General features: G+C 61.0%; 23 protein-coding genes. 14 read left to right on the top strand and 9 right to left on the bottom strand.

Annotation, left to right across the window (positions count from 1 at the left end; genetic code table 11):
* Positions 1 to 183 precede the first annotated feature (183 nt).
* Complete coding sequence (locus DFO46_RS08065; RefSeq protein WP_110793269.1) at positions 184 to 795, bottom strand: PilZ domain-containing protein; 612 nt, start codon at positions 793 to 795, stop codon at positions 184 to 186.
* Positions 796 to 962: 167 nt separating this feature from the next.
* Between DFO46_RS08065 and DFO46_RS08060 the strand changes: the two genes are divergently transcribed.
* Positions 963 to 1724 carry a rhomboid family intramembrane serine protease gene (locus tag DFO46_RS08060; protein WP_120276954.1) on the top strand — a complete coding sequence of 254 codons (762 nt, stop codon included), beginning with the start codon at positions 963 to 965 and terminating at the stop codon, positions 1722 to 1724.
* A 114-nt stretch (positions 1725 to 1838) separates the two neighbouring features.
* Positions 1839 to 2273: a CBS domain-containing protein gene (locus tag DFO46_RS08055; RefSeq protein WP_120276953.1), complete on the top strand. Its 435-nt coding sequence runs from the start codon at positions 1839 to 1841 to the stop codon at positions 2271 to 2273.
* A gap of 47 nt (positions 2274 to 2320) precedes the next feature.
* On the opposite strand, the gene DFO46_RS08050 is transcribed toward DFO46_RS08055, so the two are convergent.
* From DFO46_RS08050 to folE, 3 genes are all read right to left on the bottom strand, one after another.
* Positions 2321 to 3277 carry a patatin-like phospholipase family protein gene (locus tag DFO46_RS08050; protein ID WP_120278183.1) on the bottom strand — a complete coding sequence of 319 codons (957 nt, stop codon included), beginning with the start codon at positions 3275 to 3277 and terminating at the stop codon, positions 2321 to 2323.
* Positions 3278 to 3359: 82 nt separating this feature from the next.
* Entirely contained in the window at positions 3360 to 3809 is a 450-nt protein-coding gene (hisI, locus tag DFO46_RS08045; protein WP_120276952.1) for a phosphoribosyl-AMP cyclohydrolase, read from the bottom strand.
* Between the two features lie 18 nt (positions 3810 to 3827).
* Positions 3828 to 4433, bottom strand: coding sequence for a GTP cyclohydrolase I FolE (folE, locus tag DFO46_RS08040; RefSeq protein ID WP_120276951.1), 606 nt, complete (start codon positions 4431 to 4433; stop codon positions 3828 to 3830).
* 264 nt (positions 4434 to 4697) lie between these two features.
* On the opposite strand from folE, the gene DFO46_RS08035 reads away from it, so the two are divergent.
* From DFO46_RS08035 to DFO46_RS08015, 5 genes are all read left to right on the top strand, one after another.
* The gene (locus DFO46_RS08035) at positions 4698 to 5144 is read left to right on the top strand and encodes an iron-sulfur cluster assembly scaffold protein (protein ID WP_183041864.1); all 447 of its coding nucleotides are present in this window, start codon (positions 4698 to 4700) and stop codon (positions 5142 to 5144) included.
* Between the two features lie 2 nt (positions 5145 to 5146).
* A complete protein-coding gene (gene yidD, locus DFO46_RS08030) occupies positions 5147 to 5506 on the top strand; it encodes a membrane protein insertion efficiency factor YidD (RefSeq protein WP_120276950.1) in 360 nt (119 codons plus the stop codon).
* A gap of 69 nt (positions 5507 to 5575) precedes the next feature.
* Positions 5576 to 6004 carry a DUF2267 domain-containing protein gene (locus tag DFO46_RS08025; protein ID WP_120276949.1) on the top strand — a complete coding sequence of 143 codons (429 nt, stop codon included), beginning with the start codon at positions 5576 to 5578 and terminating at the stop codon, positions 6002 to 6004.
* A gap of 115 nt (positions 6005 to 6119) precedes the next feature.
* The gene (thrS, locus tag DFO46_RS08020) at positions 6120 to 8117 is read left to right on the top strand and encodes a threonine--tRNA ligase (RefSeq protein ID WP_120276948.1); all 1998 of its coding nucleotides are present in this window, start codon (positions 6120 to 6122) and stop codon (positions 8115 to 8117) included.
* Positions 8118 to 8221: 104 nt separating this feature from the next.
* Positions 8222 to 9061, top strand: coding sequence for a lysophospholipid acyltransferase family protein (locus DFO46_RS08015; RefSeq protein WP_120276947.1), 840 nt, complete (start codon positions 8222 to 8224; stop codon positions 9059 to 9061).
* 6 nt (positions 9062 to 9067) lie between these two features.
* Here DFO46_RS08015 and DFO46_RS08010 read toward each other — a convergent pair whose 3' ends face one another.
* Positions 9068 to 10018, bottom strand: a complete 951-nt coding sequence (locus DFO46_RS08010; protein WP_120276946.1) for a hypothetical protein — start codon at positions 10016 to 10018, stop codon at positions 9068 to 9070.
* A gap of 110 nt (positions 10019 to 10128) precedes the next feature.
* On the opposite strand from DFO46_RS08010, the gene DFO46_RS08005 reads away from it, so the two are divergent.
* The 3 genes from DFO46_RS08005 to DFO46_RS07995 all read left to right on the top strand — a co-directional run bounded on the left by DFO46_RS08005 (position 10129) and on the right by DFO46_RS07995 (position 12559).
* The gene (locus DFO46_RS08005) at positions 10129 to 10713 is read left to right on the top strand and encodes a nitroreductase (protein WP_120276945.1); all 585 of its coding nucleotides are present in this window, start codon (positions 10129 to 10131) and stop codon (positions 10711 to 10713) included.
* Entirely contained in the window at positions 10713 to 11327 is a 615-nt protein-coding gene (locus DFO46_RS08000) for a flavin reductase family protein (RefSeq protein ID WP_120276944.1), read from the top strand. The genes DFO46_RS08005 and DFO46_RS08000 overlap by 1 nt, the downstream gene beginning before the upstream one ends.
* A 92-nt stretch (positions 11328 to 11419) precedes the next feature.
* Complete coding sequence (locus DFO46_RS07995; RefSeq protein ID WP_120278181.1) at positions 11420 to 12559, top strand: DUF2336 domain-containing protein; 1140 nt, start codon at positions 11420 to 11422, stop codon at positions 12557 to 12559.
* 11 nt (positions 12560 to 12570) lie between these two features.
* On the opposite strand, the gene DFO46_RS07990 is transcribed toward DFO46_RS07995, so the two are convergent.
* From DFO46_RS07990 to parE, 3 genes are all read right to left on the bottom strand, one after another.
* Entirely contained in the window at positions 12571 to 12984 is a 414-nt protein-coding gene (locus DFO46_RS07990; protein ID WP_120276943.1) for a hypothetical protein, read from the bottom strand.
* Positions 12985 to 13102: 118 nt separating this feature from the next.
* Positions 13103 to 14332 (bottom strand): AI-2E family transporter, encoded by a 1230-nt coding sequence (locus DFO46_RS07985; protein WP_245422533.1) that lies wholly within the window; start codon positions 14330 to 14332, stop codon positions 13103 to 13105.
* Between the two features lie 96 nt (positions 14333 to 14428).
* The gene (gene parE / locus DFO46_RS07980; RefSeq protein WP_110792984.1) at positions 14429 to 16492 is read right to left on the bottom strand and encodes a DNA topoisomerase IV subunit B; all 2064 of its coding nucleotides are present in this window, start codon (positions 16490 to 16492) and stop codon (positions 14429 to 14431) included.
* Positions 16493 to 16718: 226 nt separating this feature from the next.
* Between parE and DFO46_RS07975 the strand changes: the two genes are divergently transcribed.
* Positions 16719 to 17594: an alpha/beta fold hydrolase gene (locus DFO46_RS07975; protein ID WP_183041930.1), complete on the top strand. Its 876-nt coding sequence runs from the start codon at positions 16719 to 16721 to the stop codon at positions 17592 to 17594.
* On the opposite strand, the gene DFO46_RS07970 is transcribed toward DFO46_RS07975, so the two are convergent.
* Positions 17575 to 18786 (bottom strand): GGDEF domain-containing protein, encoded by a 1212-nt coding sequence (locus DFO46_RS07970; RefSeq protein WP_120276940.1) that lies wholly within the window; start codon positions 18784 to 18786, stop codon positions 17575 to 17577. The two genes, DFO46_RS07975 and DFO46_RS07970, sit on opposite strands and share 20 nt — an antisense overlap.
* Positions 18787 to 19018: 232 nt before the next feature.
* Here DFO46_RS07970 and tpiA point away from each other — a divergent pair, with 232 nt between their 5' ends.
* The 3 genes from tpiA to DFO46_RS07955 all read left to right on the top strand — a co-directional run bounded on the left by tpiA (position 19019) and on the right by DFO46_RS07955 (position 22053).
* Positions 19019 to 19789, top strand: a complete 771-nt coding sequence (tpiA, locus tag DFO46_RS07965) for a triose-phosphate isomerase (RefSeq protein ID WP_120276939.1) — start codon at positions 19019 to 19021, stop codon at positions 19787 to 19789.
* Between the two features lie 107 nt (positions 19790 to 19896).
* Positions 19897 to 20283: a preprotein translocase subunit SecG gene (gene secG / locus DFO46_RS07960; protein WP_110792980.1), complete on the top strand. Its 387-nt coding sequence runs from the start codon at positions 19897 to 19899 to the stop codon at positions 20281 to 20283.
* 132 nt (positions 20284 to 20415) lie between these two features.
* Positions 20416 to 22053: a CTP synthase gene (locus DFO46_RS07955; RefSeq protein ID WP_281039912.1), complete on the top strand. Its 1638-nt coding sequence runs from the start codon at positions 20416 to 20418 to the stop codon at positions 22051 to 22053.
* Positions 22054 to 22106: the final 53 nt, after the last annotated feature.

Genomic DNA, 22106 nt, shown 5'->3' with positions numbered 1-22106 from the left:
GACCGTGTGCGCGAATAATCTTGAAAGGTCCAGTGAACGGCAGCGCGCGGCTTGATGGGCTCGAAATTTTTTTTGAACGGCGTCCCGCTTTGGCACGAACTGTGGAGATGGCCTTAGTCATCCGGAAACGAAAAAAGCGCCCGCGTTTCCGCAGGCGCTCGGCCGACCTTGAAAGGGGGGGGGCTAGAGGAATTCCGTCAGGGCTTCGCGCGACTGGAGCGACAGGAACTCGATGGCAACGCCTTCCATGAAGTGGCGCACGACGCGACCGCGCATATTGCCGAGCCTGATCGCGGTGCCGATGGGCGGGCGGATGTCGATGTCGACGGCTGCACCCGAAAGGGAAAGGTCCATCAGACGGCAAGGATAGGTCTTGCCGTCTTCGAGCGTAAGCTCGGTCAGAACCTGCCGCGGTGTGAGGCGGTCATGACGGCGGTCTTCGGGAAGTCCGAGTTCGTGCTTGTTGGCAATCCAGGTCAGCTGCGCCGCCAGCTTCTCGCGTTTGCGCGCAGTCGCCGTCAGTTCGATGATGAAACCGTCATCCATGATCTTCGACACGGTGCCTTCGAGGCGCCCGAGATGATCGATATAGGCGATGACACGTTCGTTGAGGCGCGGACAGCCGGCGCAGACGAAGCGAGCATCGCCCGGCGACATGTCGATGACCTTGCAGACATATTCTTCGTAGTTGGCCAGCATCAGCCGGCCCTGCAAGTTGACAGCAACACGCTGAAAGGCGCGCTGCTGACCCGGCGAGGCAATCGTATTGCTGTGGCTGGCCTGCGAAGAATACATCATGAGCGATCTGTTTACCCCTCTACGATGGAACCTTAGACCTGCAGCCGTTAACATATCGTTTGCTTTCCTCTCGGGAAGGGCTGCCCGAGGGGGCGTCGACAAGGGCTTTCGCACGGGCCGATTGTCGTTTAACACGAGACGACAAATGATATCGGGAGCCCGCCATGTCGGACGATCCAGCAGCATCCGACGAGACCAGGCACGATTCGGATGCTCCTCCGCATGGCGAAGCGCGGATATCACCCAAGCCGGTCAATCCGCCGATCTTCAACCTTCCGACGGGCGTTCTGGTGTCTCTCGCGCTGGTCTGCGGCATCTATGCCCTGCAGGCCCTTGTCTTCTCGGCCGACATCAATGACTGGATCACGTTCGAATTTGCCTTTATGCCGCTGCGCTACGTCTACCCGTTGGGCGAGCAGTCTTTCGCCTGGCTCTGGTCGCCGGTGACATATTCTTTGCTGCATGGCAGCTTCGAGCATCTGGCCTTCAACAGTCTGTGGCTTGCCGCCTTCGGCACGCCGGTATGCCGGCGCATAGGCGAGCGCCGGTTCCTTGTCTTCTGGATCGCGACCGCCGTCGCGGCCGCCGCATTGCACGCCGCAGTCAACTGGGGTGAGCCTTCCGTGATGGTTGGTGCCTCCGGCGTGATTTCGGCACTCATGGGGGCCGCCTGCCGATTCGCATTCGGCGGCCGGTTGCGTTTGGCCGCAGCCGGTCGCGAACCTCCACTGCTGACGATCCCGGCTGCCCTGTCGGATCGCACGGTGCAGATCTTCATCCTGGTCTGGTTCCTCGGCAATGTGGCGGTGGCCGTGGGGCTGCCGTTGATGGGCACCGATTCCGCGGCCATCGCCTGGGACGCGCATATCGGCGGTTTTCTCATGGGCTTTTTCGGTTTCCGGCTTTTTGACCGCAAGCATATCTGAAACCACCCCTTCCAATCCGCATATTGCATTCCACTTGATTAACAGGCACCATTTTCTGGCGCTCGCCCGGGGAGGGGCCTGCGTACGCACAGCGTCCAATGCGAGGAGGATACAATGTCTGCATCAGCCAGAAGCATACTCGAGCAAAAAGGCCGTAACGTTATCACCATCAGCCCGAGCGTGACGCTCGGCGAAGCCGCACGCGTTCTCGACGAAAACAAGATCGGTGCCGTCGTTGTCGTCGGCGTGGAAAACAGGATCGTCGGGATCTTTACCGAACGTGATGTCGTGCGGGCCCTGGGTTCGGCCGGCCGCGATGCCTTCGACCAGCCTGTCTCCGGATTCATGACGGCCAACGTCTATCGCTGCCGCGAGGAGACGTCCGTGAACGAATTGATGGAGATGATGTCGAGCCGGCGCTTCCGCCACGTGCCGGTCGAAGACGCCGGCAAGCTGTCGGGCATCATCTCGATCGGTGACGTCGTGAAGTCGCGAATTCGCGAAATCGAAGCCGAGGCCGAACACATCAAGGCTTATATCGCCGGCTGACCTTCGGTCCCAGTTTAGGCGCGGGCGGTACGTTCCGCCCGCGGCTTCTACCGCAACACGGCTTCCTGCATCCGACGAATTTCGCTGACGCGCGATTTCGCCTCTTCATAGCCGCGTTCAATCGCTTCGCCGGCCCGGTGGAACTCGGACAGCCCGATATCGTTGAGCCGCGGATGAAGTGCGAGATCCGGCGGATCGCCAGCAAGCCGTGCGCGCGAGATCCGGTCCTGGATGATGTTGAAGGCCTGGACCATGACGCCGGTCAGGCCGACCTTGCTCGGCGCGCGTTCTTCCGGCGGTTGATCCGCCGGCGCAGAGGCCTTGTGTTTCACCACCGCCGAACGACCGAACACGTCATAGTGAAGGTTCACGGCCATCACCAGCGGCTGCTCGTAGGAGCGGCAGACGGAAACCGGTACCGGATTGACGAGTGCGCCATCGATGAGCGTTCGATTGTTGCAGCGGACCGGTTCGAAGATGCCGGGCAGGGCGTAGGACGCCCTGAGCGCCGTGATCAGATTGCCGCCGTCGATCCAGACTTCGTGGCCGCTGTTCAGCTCCGAGGCGACTGCCACGAAGGGTTTCGGTAGCTGTTCGACCGTCAGCCCCTCAAGATGCTCCTGCATGCGCTTGGTCAGCCGCATGCCGCCGAGCAATCCGCCACCACCGATGGTCAGATCGAGAAGGGAGGCTATGCGGCGCATGGTCAGCGAACGGGCAAAAGCCTCCAGTTCGTCGAGCTTGCCTGCAAGATAGCATCCGCCGACCAGCGCCCCGATCGAGGTGCCCGCGATCATGCCGACTTCGATACCTTCTTCGTCAAGGGCGCGCAGCACGCCGATATGCGCCCATCCGCGTGCGGCACCGCCGCCGAGCGCCAAGGCGACCTTTGCTTTGCTGCGACTGGCGACCGGGACGGGGGGACCCGATCCACCAGCCGCGCCATCTCTGTTCGGTTGCGCCAGATTGGTGCCACCGCCTGCCATCAAACTCCAGTTCAGCATCTCCGCATACCCCATTCGCTGAACACTCCGAAGGACATTAGGACACTGTCTGCTTACGAATTCGTTAGGGCCGGGCTATTCCTCACGCGCCGTAGATGGCGTCGGGGTCGAAATGGCGATGGTCATCCGCGACCGTCAGAACCGGTTTGCCTTCATCGAGGCTGGCTGCGCGGTAAAAGCAGGAACGGCGGCCCGTGTGGCAGGTCGCATCATGGCCAGCGACCTCGACCTTGAGCCAGATCGCATCCTGGTCGCAATCGACACGGATTTCCTTGACGGTCTGCAGATTTCCGGAGCTTTCGCCCTTCTTCCAGATCTTGCCCCGCGACCGGCTGAAATAGTGGCCGATGCCGGTCTCGAGCGTGAGTGCGATGGCCTCGGCATTCATATGTGCGACCATCAGCAACTCACCATCGCGGGCGTCCGTGACCACGGCAGTGACAAGGCCATGCGCGTCGAATTTCGGGGTAAAGGCGAGGCCTTCTTCGAGAAGAGCCTTGTCTGCGGACGGGCTGTCGAACGTGATGGTCATGAAGTGCACTCGATGGGGTTACCGGATGCGGACCATGGACATGAAACGCGCCTGTTCAGCCGCATTGTCCTTGAACGCGCCGGTGAAAGTTGTGGTGAGCGTCGTCGATCCGGTCTTCTGGATTCCGCGCATGGCCATGCACATATGCTCGGCTTCGATGAAGACGGCAACCCCGCGTGGCTTGAGCGTCTCGTCGATCGCTTGGGCGATCTGCGCCGTCATGTTTTCCTGCGTCTGAAGCCGCCGTGCAAAGATATCGACCACGCGGGCGATCTTGGACAGCCCGAGCACGCGGCCCTTCGGCAGATAGGCCACATGCGCCTTGCCCATCACCGGCAGCATGTGATGTTCGCAATGGGAGAAGAAGGAGATATCGCGCACCAGCACGATATCGTCATAGCCGCCGACTTCTTCGAACGTGCGGCCAAGAACTTCATCGATGTCGACACCGTAGCCGGAGAACAGCTCGCTATAGGCCTTGGCGACACGGGCTGGCGTATCGAGCAGGCCCTCGCGTTCCGGGTCGTCACCCGCCCATAGAAGCAGGGTGCGTACCGCCGCCTCGGCTTCTTCGCGCGTCGGGCGGCGCATCTCGGCCGGTAGTTTCTTCACGATGGCATCCATGCCGATTGTCTCCCGGTCCCGATTGGCATCGGCCGCGTGTTTGGCTTTTGCCGATTGTAAAGGCGTAATGCGGCTCATAATGCAAGTCCGTTCGTGAAAATTGCGACGCGTGTGTGCTGCCCGGCGTGATCCCTTGTTTGTCCTTGCGCCGCCATTTCGATATAGTCATGGCTGGCGGTGAGAAAAAGCGCCTGCGACATCGCGGGTGGAAGCAATGCCGCGATTTATCCCTATATACGGACGAACAAACAGCGCGGATTGATCATGGACGACATCTACAACGCCAAGATTCTGGATTTCGCCGGCAATATCGGCCGCGTCGGCGCCTTGCCGGATGCGCAGGCCGTGTCCGAGAAGCACTCGAAGCTCTGTGGATCGCGGGTCAAGGTCTACCTGAGCCTTCAAGATGGCATGGTGTCCGATTTTTCCCATGAGGTGAAAGCCTGCGCGCTGGGGCAAGCCTCGTCCGGCATCATGGCCCGCCATGTCGTCGGTGCGACGCCTGAGGAGTTGCGTACCGCTCGCCTCGACATGCTTGCCATGCTCAAGGATGGCGGTGAGGGGCCGTCGGGACGTTTCGAGGATATGCGTTTTCTGAAACCCGTGCGCGACTACAAGGCGCGCCATGCCTCCACCATGCTGACCTTCGATGCGGTGGTCGATTGTCTCGACCAGATCGAACATGCCGACCGGACAGCCGAAGCGAGCTGACAATGTGCAATGCGCCTGACTGCCGGCACGGGAAGCTGCAGCGCGGCCGCAATTGGGCCGGCCCCTTCGCCAAGACGCCCGGACGCCTTTTCGGCATGGGCTTGATCCGCCTCTATCAGCTGACCGTGTCGAGCCTCATCGGCAGTTCCTGCCGCCACATGCCGACCTGTTCGGAATATGGCTACGAGGCCGTGGCGCGCCATGGTCTCTGGTCCGGTGGTTGGTTGACCCTGTTTCGCGTCATGCGCTGCGGACCGGGCGGCACCTGGGGCGTCGATCCCGTGCCTGAAGCCCTGCCGCCACCCCTGCGCTGGTATGCACCTTGGCGCTACTGGCGTGTCGGCCGTCAGGCTGCACACTGACTTGACGAATCGGCTGGGGGCTCCGTCTTTGGTGCCGACCAACGAGACAGTGCCTTGGAGTGCCCCGCCATGCCCATGCCCCTCGAATATCGCCAGGCCTCGGCCGATTTCGATCGATTCATGAAGGACCTGGTCACCACGTCCATGCTGACCTCGTCGCACCAGGCCTATACGATGCTTCAGGCAGTCTTCTACGTTTTTCGCCGCCGCCTGACGGTCGCAGAAGCGATCGCCTTTGCCGGGGTGTTGCCGCCGGTCCTTCGGGCAATTTTCGTCAGCGACTGGCGCCTCGATGAGCCGCAACTGCCGTTTGTCGCCCGAGACGAACTGCAAAAGGAAGTCCGTGCCTTTCGCCACGACCACAATCTCTCGACCGAGACCGCCATCGAGGAGGTTGCGGAATGCCTGAAGCGGCATGTGGATGCCAGGTCGTTCGAGCGACTGCTTGCAGGTTTTGCACCGGAAGCCCGTGAGTTCTGGAAGCTCGACCGGACTTAGCAAGATCCTTTACTCAGCAGCGCTTTCGTCCTAAGGAGCGCCGGTAAATCGCGGGTTCGAGCCCGCCCCTTTCACCACCCGCATTCGTTGGCGGGACTGGATCAGGAGACATAGCATGTCCGCTTCCGTATCTCTCACTTTCCCCGATGGCTCCATCCGCGAATACGCTCCCGGCACGACCGGTGCGCAGGTCGCCGAATCCATTTCCAAGTCGCTCGCCAAGAAGGCTGTCGCCATTGCGCTCGACGGCACCGTTCACGACCTCTCCGACCCCGTCGTTGATGGTCGGATCGAGATCGTCACCCGCACCGATCCGCGCGCCCTGGAACTGATCCGCCACGATGCGGCACATGTGATGGCGGAAGCCGTGCAGGAACTGTGGCCCGGCACGCAGGTGACCATCGGTCCGGTGATCGAGAACGGCTTCTATTACGACTTCGCCAAGGCTGAGCCCTTCACGCCCGACGATCTGCCGAAGATCGAAAAGCGGATGAAGGAGATCATCCAGCGCAACAAGCCCTTCACCAAGGAAATCTGGCCGCGCAACAAGGCGAAGGAAGTCTTTGCCGCGAAGGGCGAGGCCTACAAGGTTGAGCTGGTCGACGCGATCCCGGAAGACCAGGATCTGAAGATCTACTATCAGGGCGACTGGTTCGACCTGTGCCGTGGCCCGCATATGGCGTCCACCGGGCAGATCGGCATGGCCTTCAAGCTGATGAAGGTGGCCGGCGCCTATTGGCGTGGCGACAGCAACAACACGATGCTGAGCCGCATCTACGGCACTGCCTTTGCCGAGCAGGAGGAGCTGGACCGCTACCTGCATATCCTGGCGGAAGCGGAAAAGCGCGATCACCGCAAGTTGGGCCGCGAAATGGATCTCTTCCATTTCCAGGAAGAGGGTCCCGGCGTTGTCTTCTGGCACGGCAAGGGCTGGCGCATGTTCCAGACCCTGACCTCCTACATGCGTCGTCGGCTCGACGGTACCTATCAGGAAGTCAACGCGCCCCAAGTGCTCGACAAGTCGCTGTGGGAAACCTCGGGTCACTGGGGCTGGTATCAGGAGAACATGTTCGCCGTGAAGTCGGCGCATGCCTTTACCCACCCCGACGATGAGGAAGCCGACCAGAAGATCTTCGCGCTGAAGCCGATGAACTGCCCGGGTCATGTGCAGATCTTCAAGCATGGGCTGAAGTCCTATCGCGAGCTTCCTGTCCGCCTCGCCGAGTTTGGCAATGTGCACCGCTACGAGGCCTCCGGCGCTCTTCATGGCCTGATGCGCGTGCGCGGCTTCACCCAGGATGACGCCCACGTCTTCTGCACGGAAGAACAGATGGCGGCCGAATGCCTGCGCATCAACGATCTGATCCTCTCGGTCTATGAGGACTTCGGCTTCGATGAGATCGTCGTGAAGCTCTCGACCCGCCCCGAAAAGCGCGTCGGTTCCGACGAGCTCTGGGATCGCGCCGAAAGCGTGATGATGGATGTCTTGAAGCAGATCGAGGAGCAGTCCGGCGGTCGCATCAAGACCGGCATCCTGCCGGGCGAGGGCGCCTTCTATGGTCCGAAGTTCGAATACACCCTGCGTGACGCGATCGGCCGTGAATGGCAGTGCGGCACGACCCAGGTCGACTTCAACCTGCCGGAACGCTTCGGCGCCTTCTACATCGACGACAAGTCGGAGAAGAAGCAGCCGGTGATGATCCACCGCGCCATCTGCGGCTCAATGGAACGGTTCCTCGGCATCTTGATCGAGAACTTTGCCGGCCACATGCCGCTCTGGTTCGCGCCGCTGCAGGTCGTGGTCGCCACGATCACCTCTGACGCCGACGACTATGGTCGCGAAGTCGCCGAACAGCTGCGTGACGCCGGCCTTCAGGTCGAGACGGACTTCCGCAACGAGAAGATCAACTACAAGGTCCGTGAGCATTCCGTGACCAAGGTTCCCGTGATCATCGTCTGCGGCAAGCGCGAGGCGGAAGAGAAGACGGTCAATATCCGCCGTCTCGGTTCGCAGGAGCAGGTGTCGATGGCACTGACCGAAGCCGTGGCTGTCCTCTCGGGCGAAGCGACCCCGCCGGATGTCCGCCGCAAGTTGGCCGCGCGCAAGGTGTGAACAAAGACGGTGTCTGGCAGGTCGGTGCACGGCCTGTCAGACACTTGTCATCAAATCTGCATATGACAGTATGATGATTGTCGTCCGGCCACCGAGGTGTCTTTGTGAAGTTCAATGAACTGTCCTATGCCAATGCGCGTGATCCCAAGCTGAAGCGCTGGTTCATCCGCTCCATCGAAGGTCTGTCTGGCCGCGATCGCTACACGCGGCTCTACGAGATCTGGCGCAATGACATTGTCGGCAAGACTGACCGGGTCTTCGGCAAGATGCTCGATCTCATTCATGTCGACCTGAAGGTTCAGGGCACATGGCCGCCGGAAAACATCCCGGAGGGACCGATCGTGATGGTCGCGAACCATCCCTTTGGCATTGGTGACGGGATCGCGGTTCTGGCGCTGGCCGAGCAGCTTGGTCGCCCGTTCCGCGTGCTGATCAACAACGAGCTGTTGAAGGTGCCGGAAATGGCGCCCTATTCTCTTCCCGTTTCTTTCGAGGAAACCAAGGAAGCACTCGCCATCAACATGCAGACCCGCCACGAGGCCCTTCGTCTTTTGAAGGAAGGCGTCACCGTCGTGATTTTCCCCGCCGGTGGCGTGGCGACGGCCAGGAAGGGCTTCGGACGGGCCGAAGATCTTCCGTGGAAGATGTTCCCGGCCAAACTCATCCAGGCGGCCAAGGCGAATGTCGTGCCGGTTTATTTCGAAGGCCAGAACGGCCGTCTCTTCCACCTTGCCAGCAAGATCTCGCTCACTCTGCGCGTATCCCTTCTGATCCGCGAATTCCGTCGGCTGTCCGGTTCGGCGATCTCGGCCCGCGTCGGTCAGATGATTCCCTGGGAAGATTTGAGCGCTTATGCGGACCGCAAGGACTTGCTGGCCCGCCTGTTCGGTGCCGTATTCAGCATGGCTCCGGTGGAACGTCGGCGATTCAGGAAGGCTGCCTGAATCGGCTCAGGGGGTAAGCGCCAGCTCGACATCCATATTGCTGCCGGCTGCCACCTCGAAGTCCTTCTGATAGATCTTGTCCTTGTTGCGGGCGACGACCGTATACTGGCCTTCCGAAAGCACCATGACAGGGAAGGCGCTGACGCTTTCAGCGACGATGTCGCCGCCGGACGTGAGGATGGACCACGCCGTATCGGCGATGGCTTCGCCACCCGGTTCCGAGACCAGCTTGAAGCCGATCTGCGAGGCGCGGTGCTGGATCGTTGCTTCCGTCAGTTCGCCGGCCTCGACGGCGATGTCGGCTCGAACGACGGCATTGACCGCGCCGTATTCGGAGACCACGTGATAGGTCCCGGCATTCAGGCGCACGATCGTGTTCGGCTTGACATCGGCAACAACGAGGCCGCGCTCGCCATCCTCGCGCACCTCGGACGAATAAATGTCGAAGCTCAATTGTTTGTCGGGGATATGCGAATCGGTGCCCGATATCGCATTGAGCGTCAGTCCACCGGCATCGAGAACCATGACCTGCTCGTCGACTTCGCCTTCGGCAGGAACATTCAGCTTCTTGGTGGCACCGGCGCGACCGAAGGAGACATTGACGAAATAATCCCCCGGCGCGAGCTGGAAGGCGGCAGATCCGCCTTCGGCGCTGGCAAGCAGCGGCAGCTTGCCATCAGCACCCGGAATGGGGCTGAAGACCCGCCAGGATAGCCCATGCTGCATGGCGTCGCCCTTGGCCGTCAGTTTGGCTTCGAGCTTGACACTGCGGCTCGGGTTGGCGGCGGCAAGGGCCTCGGCGCCGGACGCGGAAAAAGCCTTCAGCTTCGGCATTTTGGTCGAACCGTTCAACTGCTTGAAGGTTTCGAATGCATCCTGAGAATGGCTCTCGGGCGCGGCCGTGAGGGCTACGCAAAGCCCGACAAAAACACGGGCGAGAATTCCTTGGCAGGTCATGCGATGCACTGTCTGTTGACTTCCTTCCCAATGCCGGCAACTTCAACCCCAATGCCATGGCAATTTCAAGACCGGTCTTGTTCCCACAGGGCCAACGAAGGTTATCATCTATGAGAAATGACATCAAACTGCTTGATTATCTGGCTGTTCGCCGTTCTGTGCCCGCTTTCCAGATGCGCGAACCAGGGCCGGATCGGAGCGAACTCGAATCGATTCTCTCGCTTGCGGTTCGCGTGCCCGACCACGGCAAGCTCGCGCCTTGGCGTTTTATCGTCTATCGCGGCGAGGAGCGTGCCCGGATCGGCGAGGAACTGCTGAAGATGGCAGTGGAGAAGAATCCCGACCTGTCGGAGGAGATGATTGAGGTGGAGCGTAGCCGCTTCACCCGCGCGCCGGTGGTGATCGCCGTTGTCTCGACCGCTGCCCCGCATTTCAAGATCCCGGAATGGGAACAGGTCATGTCGGTCGGCGCCGTCTGCCTCAATCTCTTGATGGCCGCCAATGCCCATGGCTACGTCTCCAATTGGCTGTCCGAATGGTTTGCCTTCGATGAGCGCGCGCATCCTCTGCTTGGCATCAAGCCCGGCGAGAAGGTTGCCGGCTTCATCCATATCGGATCGACGGATTTTCCGATCGTCGAGCGGCCACGCCCTGCTTTGGCCGATGTCGTCAGCTGGCAAGGCGGCGAGGACTGATGTTCTACGATACCGAGAGCAACGCCCATGGCATGGTCCATGATCCCTTCAAGGCGATCGTGGCGCCAAGGCCAATCGGTTGGATCGGCACGAAGGGTAGGGACGGAAGCCGCAATCTCTCGCCCTATTCGTTCTTCAATGCCGTTGGCGATCGGCCGAAAATGGTCATGTTCTCATCAAGCGGTCGCAAGGACAGTCTGCGAAATGCCGAGGAGACCGGCGTCTTCACGGCAAGTTTCGCCAGTCGGACGCTGCTGGAAAAGGTAAGCCGGTCTTCGGCTGCCGTACCTTATGGTACGGACGAATTTGCCTTGGCAGGATTGACGGCAGTCGACGGTCGTATGGTCGCTGCGCCCTATGTCGGAGAAGCGGTCGCTGTCCTGGAGTGCCGGGTCACGTTGGTGACGACGCTGAAAGATATCGAGGGCATGGACACGGACAGTCACGTTGTCTTCGGCCAGGTTGTCGGCATTCATATCGACGAAAGCGTGATTCGTGACGGACGTTTCGATCTCGCTCTCGCCGATCCGATCCTGCGGGCGGGCTATATGGACTACGCCGGAATTTCGCCGCTCATTCAACTGGCCAGGCCATCGGCGCCGGGCAGGGGTTAAGAAACGTGGTGAACGTTTCATAAAGACTTTGCCGCTAGGGTCTTCACAGCCGGATCATCCGGTTTGCGTGTCCGTAGCGAGTGGGTCTGACTGTGATCGTTGCCGCATTTCTCCGATGGGTCGAAACCGCCAAGGCGCAGGAGCGCGCGAAAGCAGCCAATGCCCTTGCGCGCGCCTATCTGAAATCCGAAATGTCGCCCGAGGAGCGGCACAAAGCTCAGGTCGCCATGACCTATCTGCTTGATGATCCGTCTCCCCAGGTGCGCCTCGCCTTGGCTGAGGTTCTTGCGGCCGAGCCCCGCGCTCCGCGTGGTCTCATGGTGTCGCTTGCAGAGGATCAGCCCGAGATTGCCTCTTCAGTGATCCTGCTCTCTCCCGTTCTGACCGACGCGGACCTGGTCGATATCGCTGGACGCGGCACGGTCGAGACGCGCGCGCTGGTGGCGGCGCGCGGTACGGTGAGTGTCGGGGTGGCGGCGGCCCTTGCCGAAATTGGAGATGCCTGCGAGCTTGAAGTTCTCCTCGAAAATCCAGGCGCCAGACTGACCCCCTTTACCCTGAAGCGCATTGCCGAACGTCATGGCCGCAGCGAGCGGATCCGCGCATTGCTGCTGGAGCGTGACGATCTCTCCGCCGGCCTGCGTCAGCTTCTGGTCCAGTTCGTGGCGGAGGCTCTGTCTGGCTCCGGTCTGGTGCTTGGGGCAATCGGCAGCCGCCGTATCGAACGCATTGCCCGCGAAGCGAGCGACAGTGCGACAGTTGCCCTTTTGTCGGATGTGCATGGTGACGAATTGCGCCGTCTGACCGAGCAGCTGCGCACGGCCGGTCGTCTGACGCCCGCCTTCCTCATGCATGCGCTTTGCGCCGGACGCACCGATTTCTTCGCGGCAGCGATCGAAGCCATCTCGGGTCTGGACGAACGCCGCGTGCGCGCCATTCTGGCCACCGGCCGATTGCACGCCGTACGTGCCCTTTTGGAAGCGACCGGGCTCTCGCGCGAAATCAGCCCGCTCTTCGTCGATGCGATCATGCAGTGGCGCAGCCTAATTCAGTCAGCCAATGGCCTGGACCTCGACAATATTGCCCACCGTCTCATCGCCCGCCATCGCGAACAGACGGACCTCAGCGAGGCGGCGCGTGCGCTGCTCGATATGGTGGAAAGACTGGCGATCGCCGAGGAACGGCGTCTTGCCCGCGATTATGCAAGCGGGCTCGCCCTCGCTGCCGCCTGAATTCGATCCCCCTAGGGAATGATTTTCTTGGCGACCCAGGAATAGCTGTCCGAGACGACGTGAATCGGTGTCTCGAAAATCATCTTGAACTGTGCTCGGCCGGGAAGCACCTCACGGATGCTGTCGATCGCGCGTGAGGTGAGCGTCTTGTGCTCTTCGGTAAGAGTGGGTGTCGCACTGGCGGCCGCAGCGGCATTCGCTTCTGTCGATTCGGCGATGGCATCGGCGATTTCCGGAGGCGGCTCCTGGCAGACGGCAACGGCTGTCGGAAACGCGATATTGCTATAGCGCTCCAGCACCGTTTCGGACGCCGCATCGCAGAGTTCGACCGAGACGAACCGTTCCGGTGGGGTCTCGACGAACTGGCATTGGCTGACGCTGTCATCGCAGCCGAGTATGGTCATCATGATCAAGGCGGTTTTCATCGACGCGGGCGCTCCTCCAGATGATGGCTGCGACGAAACACAAGGATTGGAGCCAAAACAAGGCTTCGGATACCGCCGAGATCGACCGGGCCCGTTGCCTTAGACGGGGAGCTTGACGTCAGGTCCTTGAAACCTGGCGTGGCCGGGGCGGCGGAGCAGGCACGTCGACGATGTCGATCATCTCCCCAGGCAAGGCGTGGTCTAGACCTGCGTCTGCGGCGAACTCTTCGGAGAGCTCGACTTCGCGGATCCACTCACGCCAGATTGAGACCAGGAGCGCCATCAGGACGGGGCCGATGAACAGACCCAGGAACCCCATGGTCTTGACGCCGCCGACCAGGCCGAAAAACGTCGGAAGGAAAGGCAGCTTGATCGGTCCTCCGACGAGCCGCGGGCGCACCGTCTTGTCGACGATGAAGAGTTCGACGGAACCCCAGAGGAACAGAGCCACGCCCTGGACGACCAGACCGCTGGCAGCCAGGTAGATCGAGACGAGGGTGAACGACAGGGGCGCGCCACCGGGGATGAGCGCCATGACGCCGGTGATGACACCGAGCGTCACGGGCGAGGGCACGCCGGCAAGCCAGTAGGCGATGCCGAGCACGATGCCTTCGCCGATCGCGATCAGCGTCATGCCTGTCACGGTCGAGCTGATCGTTGCCGGCACGACGCGCGAAATGCGCTCCCAGCGATTGGGCAGGATGCGCTCACCGAGAAGGTCCAGCTGTCGGGCGAAATTGGCGCCATCGCGGTAGACGAAAAACAGTGCGATCAGCATGAAGAGCAGCGTCAGAAGCAGGTGGAAAAGCCCGTCACCGGCCGCGATCACCGCCCTGTAGATATTGCCGATATTGGCGCCGCTGACGATCTGGATCAGCTCGCCGATCGATCCGGGTTCGCCCACATGCATGCGCCATTTGTCGGCCAACCACTCGCCAGCCCAGGGAAGCGCCGTGATCCAGGCCGGCGGCGGTGCGCCGATGCGATTGGCCTCGACCGCCCAAAGGATCCATTGCCGTACTTCGTCCACCGCATAGCTGACCGCAATGCCGATCGGGACGACGAGAAAGGCAATGATAAACAGGATCGCACAGGTGGCGCCAATGGTGGTGTTGCCGTTGACGTTTCTGAGCAAGCGGCGATAGAGCGGCCAGCTGGCAAAGGCAACGACCAGCGACGCAAGCACCGGGACCACGAAGCCGTGAAAGAAGTAGATCGCCGCAATGCCGATCAGCACAAGCAGCCAGCGGGCGACGGAGATCGGCGTGATCAGGGCAATGCGGTTCGCCGTGGCCTGGCCAAGCCAGCGCGGCCCCTTTTGCGGGTTCTGTTGGTCGACCTGGCTCACAATCGTCTGCGCCCCTCTGCCTGATACTCCTGCATATGGGGCATTATCGACTTCGACACAAGCCGCGACCATGGTCGCCGCGTCGCAGGCGTGGGATCAGATATCTAGATTTTCCGCAAATGCCGCGCGTTCCTGGATAAACCGGAAACGGGCTTCCGGTTTGGTGCCCATGAGGGCATCCACGGCGTCGCGTGTGCCTTCAAAATCGACGTCGTCGATGCCAACACGCAAGAGCGTGCGCTTGGCCGGATCCATCGTCGTTTCCTTGAGCTGTGCCGGCATCATTTCGCCAAGGCCTTTAAAGCGGCCGATTTCCACCTTCTTGCCCTTGAACACCGTCTCCATCAGCTCGGCGCGATGCGCATCGTCGCGGGCATAGACGGTCTTGGCGCCCTGGCGGATGACATAAAGCGGCGGCACGGCGAGATAGAGATGGTTGCCGCGGATGAGCTCGGGCATTTCCTGGTAGAAGAAGGTGATCAGCAGCGAGGCGATATGCGCACCGTCGACGTCGGCATCGGTCATGACGATGATGCGTTCATAACGCAGATCCTCGTCGCGATATTTTGTCCGCGTGCCACAGCCCAGCGCCTGAATGAGGTCGGCGATCTGCTGGTTGGCCATCAGCTTTTCGCGGCTGGCCGAGCCGACATTGAGGATCTTGCCGCGCAAAGGAAGGATCGCCTGGTTGGCGCGGTTGCGCGCCTGCTTGGCCGAGCCCCCGGCCGAGTCCCCTTCGACGATGAAGAGTTCAGCGCCTTCTGCCGTATTCTGGGAGCAGTCGGCAAGCTTGCCCGGCAGGCGCAGCTTGCGCACCGCCGTCTTGCGGTTGACTTCCTTTTCCTTGCGGCGGCGCAGGCGCTCTTCCGCACGCTCGATCACCCAGTCGAGCAGCTTGGCCGCCTCGTTCGGGTTGTCGGCGAGGTAATGGTCGAAGGGATCACGTAACGCATTTTCGACGATGCGCTGAGCTTCGACGGTGGCGAGCTTGTCCTTGGTCTGGCCAACGAATTCCGGCTCCCGGATGAAGACCGAGAGCATGCCGACCGCCGAGATCATCACGTCGTCGGTGGTGATCTGCTGGGCGCGCTTGTTCTGTGTCAGTTCGGCGTAGTTCTTCAGGCCCTTGGTGAGCGCAATGCGCAGACCCGCTTCATGCGTTCCGCCTTCGGGCGTTGGAATGGTGTTGCAATAGGAATGCAAAGCCGGATCGCCACCATACCAGGTGACGGCCCATTCCATGGCGCCGTGGCCACCGGTCTTCTCGGTCTTGCCGGCGAAGATCTCGCGGGTAACCGTGAACTCTTTGCCGAGCGTCGCGGCCAGATAGTCCTTCAAGCCGCCGGGGAAGTGGAAGACGGCCTTTTCCGGAATGTCTCCGCCTTCCGGCACCATGCCGGGATCGCAGGACCAGCGGATCTCGACGCCACCGAAAAGATAGGCTTTGGACCGCGCCATGCGGAAAATCCGGCCCGGATCGAACTTGGCATGATCGCCGAAAATCTGCGGATCCGGGTGGAAGCGAACGCGCGTCCCGCGCCGATTGTGCACTTCGCCCAGTTCTTCCAACCCACCCTGCGGCACGCCGCGGGAAAAGGTCTGGCGATAGAGTTTGCGATTGCGGGCAACCTCGACCTCAAGCAGGTCGGAGAGTGCGTTGACGACGGATACGCCGACCCCGTGCAGACCGCCGGAGGTCTCATAAGCCTTGCCGTCGAATTTTCCGCCGGCATGCAGCTTGGTCATGATCACTTCAAGCGTCGACTTACCCGGAACCTGCGGATGCAGTTCGACGGGGATACCACGGCCGTTGTCGGTGACGGTGAGGAAACCCTCGGTATCGAGATGCACGTCGATGAAGTTAGCATGCCCGGCGACCGCCTCGTCCATCGAGTTGTCAATGACTTCGGCAAAGAGATGGTGCAGGGCCTTCTCGTCCGTGCCGCCGATATACATGCCCGGACGCATGCGTACGGGCTCCAGACCCTCCAACACGCGGATCGAGGAGGCGCCGTAATCGTCGCCGGAAGAGGTCCTCAACGGTGCAACAGGCTGAACTGGCGCCACAACGGGCTTCTCGGCGCGTGCGGGTGCGGCCGTCGGTTCGGCGTCGACCTTGGTCGGGATCGGCATTGCCGAAAAGAGATCGTTGTCGTCCATGGCGTCGTTCGATACTCTGTTGATGGTGAAGCCGGATCGTCGGCACCTTCGGCGAGCCGCCGCGTCAGGCCTTTCGCGGATGCGAATCACGACCTGACTGTGCCACAAAGTGGGCTCAGGCACGAAGGGCCGCACAAGCCGGCTCTTTCTGAAAGCGGATGAGCTTTGCTTGCCGCAAATCCGGAACGCAAGGCTGAGAGCCAGAGGAAAATCATCTTCCATGCAGATGTCCACAGCTGATTTCCGCATCGCGGCAATATTCTGCGTTCTCGTTCCGTTTCTGTCTGCATCTCTTGCCCGTGCCGAGACTCTCGCGCCCTACAAGGACGATCTCTTTTCCGGTCAGACGGTGCTCGAAACCGCTGACGACGGCGACTTTACGCGTGTCGATTACCAGGAACTGCGCGATATCAACGGTCGCGACAGCATCCCGGAGCGGCGGGTCAAGGATCGATACGTCTCGCTGAAAGTGCGCCGCCTGCAGGAAAACCAGACACTGTCTCTTTCGACAGGCCCGCTCGATGTGGCCCGCGTCGGCACAGATGCCGGCCAGGCCTTCACCGTGATCTTCATTCACGGACGGGGCGGGGACCGTCGGCTCGGCATGAATGACTTGACCTTCGGGGGCAATTTCAACCGTCTCAAAAATCTCGCGGCCGACAATGGCGGAACCTATTACAGCCCATCGGTGCGCAGCTTCAACGAAAGGGGTGTTGCCGAAATCGCGGCGCTGATCGACCATGCGGCCGCCCAGTCAGGCGGTCGGCCGGTCGTGCTTGCCTGTGCTTCCATGGGAAGTTTCATCTGCTGGGGCATTTCGCGGGATCCTCAGGCGGTCGCGCATCTCTCCGGAATGGCGGTTCTTGGCGGTGCCCCCGACCCTGACCTGCCGAAATCGGCCGCTGCCAAGGCAAAACTGCCGATCTGGTTCACCCACGGCAGCCGGGACAGTGTCTACGCCGCCGACGATCAGATTGCGATTTACCGGAAACTGCGCAAGGCAGGTGAGCCTGTCCGTTTCACGCTGTACGAGACGGGGTCCCATGGCACGCCCGTGCGCATGTCCGACTGGAGAGCACTGCTCAACTGGCTGATCCGTTGACCGCAAAACCTGCGGCAGCGAGCCGTTCAAGCGGCGCGAGCGCCGGAACCACGCGATTGCGCCCCTGTTTCTTCGCCTCATAGAGCGCCTTGTCGGCCCGTCGCAACAAGTCCTGCAGAGTCAAGTCTCTGGTCTCGCCTCCGGCCGTGCCGATGCTGGCGGTGACCACGCCCGGAGGTGAAAGGCCCTCATGACGGATGGCCAGATCTTCGATCGCGAGCCGGATGCGTTCGGCCGCCGCATGGGCTTCGTCCGGGCGCGCATCCGGCATCAGGATGAGGATTTCTTCACCGCCGAAGCGGAAGACGGACGCACTCGTGCCGACGCTGTTGTTGATCGCACGAGCCACGGCTCTGAGACAATCGTCTCCGTCCAGGTGGCCATGCACATCATTGAAGAGTTTGAACCTGTCGATATCGAGCATCATCGCAAAGACGGCGCGGCTCTCGACGGACTGCCACAATTGGTGCTCGATCCGGACCAGAGACCGTCGATTGAGGAGCCCTGTCAGTTCATCCCTGTCCGACTGCCACTGCAGTTGTTGATGAAGCGATGTCGCGTGCAGGCAATTGAGGAAGTTCATGCGCTCGGAATGCTCTTGAAAGTAGGCGCCGAGGCCGAGGAAGATCGAAATTGTGATGTAGAAGGTGACGAGCCCCTGAAAGGTGACGCTGTCGAAGCTCTGTATGTGCCAGCAGATCGTCAGGTGGATGGCGCTCAGCAGAATGAGGCCTGCAACCAGGCTGGGGAACCTCGGCCGTAAACCCACGACCAGGAAAAGAAAGGTCGCCACGTTTCCGGTTTGGTAGGTGAAGAGATCCTCGCTCGTGCTGTGCATGGCAACCAGCATCGGAAGGGCGCCGCCCACAAGGACGATGGCGAGCGAGAGCAGGTCGTAGTCCCGCGCATTTCGCCGCGTCATCGCCAGAAACGTTACGACGACGGCAAAGGGCGTGAAGATGCCGAACCGGACGAGCATCAAGGCATCCAGTTGATCCGGCACCATTGTTGCGTCGCCGAAGAAGACGAGGTCATATATGAAGGTGCCGACAAGAGCCCAGATCGGCGCGCGGCGGACCCGATGTTCGGTATAGTCCCGCAGGTAGAGTTCCTCGGTGGCCCTGTCGAACCGGAGCCAGTTGACGCCCTTGCTTAGCTGCCTTTCCACCGTCTGTAGCTGGGTCTCTTCCAAGAAATCTCTCCTCTGGCTTGCGCCAGTATGGAAGCGAATACTGAAAAGTCGCTGAATGACGGTGGGCCAATTCTGAGTGGAAGCGCTTTGCCTTTCTTGCCATGCCATTGGGCAACTAAGGTTCACATTTTCACCATGCCGCCCGATAAAGCGGCCAAAACGGCATCACAATCTTTCCTTCCCGGCACAGATTTGCTAGGCCGCAAGAGCAAAATAGAGGTTTGATCACGATATGACACCGGATGTTCGTCCGCTCGTCGCGGGCAATTGGAAAATGAATGGAACGCGGGCGTCGCTCGATCAGATCAAGGCGATTGCCGAAGGCGTTCAGGGACCGCTGGCCGAAAAGGTCGAAACCCTGATCTGCCCGCCGGCGACGCTTCTCTATGTGTCGACTGCACTCTGCACCGACAGCCCGTTGCAGATCGGGGCCCAGGATTGCCACCAGAACGCCTCTGGCGCGCATACTGGTGATATCTCCGCCGAAATGATCGCCGATTGCTTCGGGACCCATGTGATCGTCGGTCATTCAGAGCGCCGCACCGACCATGCCGAGACCGACCATCTGGTTCGTGCAAAGGCGGAAGCCGCCTTTGCTGCCGATCTCACGGCTGTCATCTGCATTGGCGAAACAGCAGAAGAGCGCAAATCCGGCCAGACGCTCGACATCCTCAAGCGACAGCTTGCAGGGTCGGTGCCGGATGGCGCCAAGGCGGAGCGCACGGTGATCGCTTATGAACCCGTATGGGCGATCGGCACGGGTCTGACGCCCACCACCGACGATGTGGCGGAAGCCCATGCTTTCATGCGCGCAGAATTGGTGAAGCGCTTCGGTGCGGAAGGCCAGTCCATGCGTCTTCTCTATGGTGGTTCGGTCAAGCCCTCCAACGCCCGTGAACTGATGGGCGTCGCGAATGTCGACGGTGCGCTCATCGGCGGCGCGAGCTTGAAGGCGTCGGACTTCCTTGCCATATACCGTGTCTATGAGGAACTCACCGCCTGAGGCCGAAAGGTTGAAAAGCGGGGAAGGGGCTTTCAAAGCCCGCTTCTCTCATGTAAAGACCCGCCAACCTCATTGATTTTGCCCGTCTCGGGCAGGATGGACATTCCATGCAGACCGTATTGCTCGTTATCTACCTCATGGTCGTCGTCGCCCTGATCGGCGTCGTCCTCATCCAGCGCTCGGAAGGCGGCGGTCTCGGCATCGGTGGTGGCTCCGGCTTCATGTCGGCGCGAGGCACTGCCAATGCCCTGACCCGCACCACGGCGATCCTGGCGACCCTGTTTTTTGTGATCTCGCTGGCGCTCGGCATTCTGGCCCGCTACGAATCCAAGCCGACCGACATTCTGGATCGGATCCCCGTTGGTAACGGCACGACGCAGGGCGGAGGCAATGTCCTCGATCAGCTTCCGGGTGCCGCACCCGCGACCCAGGCGCCGGCGACAACCCCGGCGGCTCCGGCACCTGCCGATCCGAACGCTGTTCCGAACAACTGATCGGCACGCATCTCATCACTCCGGCGGGCCCCAGGGTCCGCCGGTTTTCTTTTGTCTGAATTCCGCCGCGCCCACGAAAATTGTGCGTGATGCCATTTTGGGCTGGCGGAATCGAATCTGAAACGGTATCCGGTGAAGCCCATGGCGCGATATGTATTCATCACTGGCGGCGTGGTTTCCTCTCTCGGTAAAGGAATTGCGGCCGCGGCACTCGGGGCATTGTTGCAGGCACGGGGTTACCGCGTGCGTCTGCGCAAGCTGGACCCCTATCTCAATGTTGACCCGGGCACCATGAGCCCGACTCAGCACGGCGAAGTTTTCGTCACCGATGACGGTGCCGAAACCGATCTCGACCTCGGCCACTATGAGCGTTTTACCGGGCGCTCGGCCACCAAGACCGACAACATCACCACCGGTCGCATCTACAAGAACATCATCGACAAGGAACGCCGCGGGGACTATCTCGGCGCAACCGTCCAGGTCATTCCGCACGTGACGAACGAGATCAAGGATTTCGTCATTGAGGGCAATGACGAGTATGATTTTGTCATCTGCGAGATCGGTGGCACCGTCGGCGATATCGAAGCCATGCCGTTCATGGAAGCGATCCGCCAGCTCGGCAACGACCTGCCGCGCGGCACGGCCGTTTATGTTCACCTGACCCTGATGCCCTATATCCCGGCAGCCGGCGAACTGAAGACCAAGCCGACCCAGCATTCCGTCAAGGAATTGCAGGCACTCGGTATCCATCCTGACATTCTGCTGGTGCGTGCCGACCGCGAGATCCCGCAGGCCGAGCGCCGTAAGCTCTCGCTGTTCTGCAACGTCCGCGAAAGCGCCGTGATCCAGGCCCTCGACGTCGCCAACATCTACGACGTGCCGATGGCCTATCACAAAGAAGGCCTCGACAACGAGGTTCTCGCCGCATTCGGCATCGAACCGGCGCCGAAGCCGCGTCTGGATGCCTGGGAAGAGGTCTGCAACCGCATCCATACGCCGGAAGGCGAAGTCACGATCGCGATTGTCGGCAAGTACACCGGCCTCAAGGACGCTTACAAGTCGCTGATCGAGGCGCTCTATCACGGTGGCATCGCCAACCGCGTCAAGGTCAAGCTCGAATGGATCGAGTCGGAGATCTTCGAAAAGGAAGATCCGGCGCCGTGGCTCGAAAAGGTCAACGGCATTCTCGTTCCCGGCGGTTTCGGCGAACGTGGCTCGGAAGGCAAGATCCTGGCCGCCCAGTTTGCCCGCGAGCGCAAGGTGCCCTATTTCGGCATCTGCTTCGGCATGCAGATGGCCGTCGTCGAAGCGGCTCGCCATCTGGCCGGCATCGACAAGGCTTCCTCGACCGAATTCGGCAAGACCGATGAACCGGTTGTTGGCCTGATGACCGAGTGGATGAAGGGCAACGAGCTCGAAAAGCGTTCGGCCGTTGGCGACCTCGGTGGCACCATGCGGTTGGGCGCCTACAAGGCCTCGCTCAAGAAGGGCACCAAGATCTCCGAGATCTATGGCTCAACGGATATCTCCGAGCGTCATCGCCATCGCTACGAAGTCAATGTGGACTATAAGGATCGTCTCGAAGCCTGCGGCCTCGTCTTCTCCGGCATGTCGCCGGACGGACTGCTGCCGGAAACCGTCGAGTATCCTGACCATCCGTGGTTCATCGGCGTTCAGTACCATCCGGAACTGAAGTCACGCCCGCTTGATCCGCATCCGCTCTTTGCAAGCTTTGTCGGCGCAGCACTTGAGCAGGCACGCCTCGTCTGAGCCAACCGCTCGACATCGCACTACCCAGAATGACCCGGCTTTCGAGCCGGGTT

It is taken from the genome of Rhizobium sp. AG855, assembly GCF_003610655.1.
Taxonomy (GTDB): Bacteria; Pseudomonadota; Alphaproteobacteria; order Rhizobiales; family Rhizobiaceae; genus Allorhizobium; species Allorhizobium wuzhouense.
The sequence above is the reverse complement of the archived record's forward strand: the minus strand, read 5'-3'. Positions and strand labels throughout refer to the sequence as shown.

Coding starts and splice junctions, on each gene's coding strand:
- DFO46_RS08065 (WP_110793269.1), bottom strand. CDS start 795: ATGTATTCTTCGCAGGCCAGCCACAGCAATACGATTGCCTCGCCGGGT.
- DFO46_RS08060 (WP_120276954.1), top strand. CDS start 963: ATGTCGGACGATCCAGCAGCATCCGACGAGACCAGGCACGATTCGGAT.
- DFO46_RS08055 (WP_120276953.1), top strand. CDS start 1,839: ATGTCTGCATCAGCCAGAAGCATACTCGAGCAAAAAGGCCGTAACGTT.
- DFO46_RS08050 (WP_120278183.1), bottom strand. CDS start 3,277: ATGCTGAACTGGAGTTTGATGGCAGGCGGTGGCACCAATCTGGCGCAA.
- hisI (WP_120276952.1), bottom strand. CDS start 3,809: ATGACCATCACGTTCGACAGCCCGTCCGCAGACAAGGCTCTTCTCGAA.
- folE (WP_120276951.1), bottom strand. CDS start 4,433: ATGGATGCCATCGTGAAGAAACTACCGGCCGAGATGCGCCGCCCGACG.
- DFO46_RS08035 (WP_183041864.1), top strand. CDS start 4,698: ATGGACGACATCTACAACGCCAAGATTCTGGATTTCGCCGGCAATATC.
- yidD (WP_120276950.1), top strand. CDS start 5,147: ATGTGCAATGCGCCTGACTGCCGGCACGGGAAGCTGCAGCGCGGCCGC.
- DFO46_RS08025 (WP_120276949.1), top strand. CDS start 5,576: ATGCCCATGCCCCTCGAATATCGCCAGGCCTCGGCCGATTTCGATCGA.
- thrS (WP_120276948.1), top strand. CDS start 6,120: ATGTCCGCTTCCGTATCTCTCACTTTCCCCGATGGCTCCATCCGCGAA.
- DFO46_RS08010 (WP_120276946.1), bottom strand. CDS start 10,018: ATGACCTGCCAAGGAATTCTCGCCCGTGTTTTTGTCGGGCTTTGCGTA.
- DFO46_RS08005 (WP_120276945.1), top strand. CDS start 10,129: ATGAGAAATGACATCAAACTGCTTGATTATCTGGCTGTTCGCCGTTCT.
- DFO46_RS08000 (WP_120276944.1), top strand. CDS start 10,713: ATGTTCTACGATACCGAGAGCAACGCCCATGGCATGGTCCATGATCCC.
- DFO46_RS07990 (WP_120276943.1), bottom strand. CDS start 12,984: ATGAAAACCGCCTTGATCATGATGACCATACTCGGCTGCGATGACAGC.
- parE (WP_110792984.1), bottom strand. CDS start 16,492: ATGGACGACAACGATCTCTTTTCGGCAATGCCGATCCCGACCAAGGTC.
- DFO46_RS07975 (WP_183041930.1), top strand. CDS start 16,719: ATGTCCACAGCTGATTTCCGCATCGCGGCAATATTCTGCGTTCTCGTT.
- tpiA (WP_120276939.1), top strand. CDS start 19,019: ATGACACCGGATGTTCGTCCGCTCGTCGCGGGCAATTGGAAAATGAAT.
- secG (WP_110792980.1), top strand. CDS start 19,897: ATGCAGACCGTATTGCTCGTTATCTACCTCATGGTCGTCGTCGCCCTG.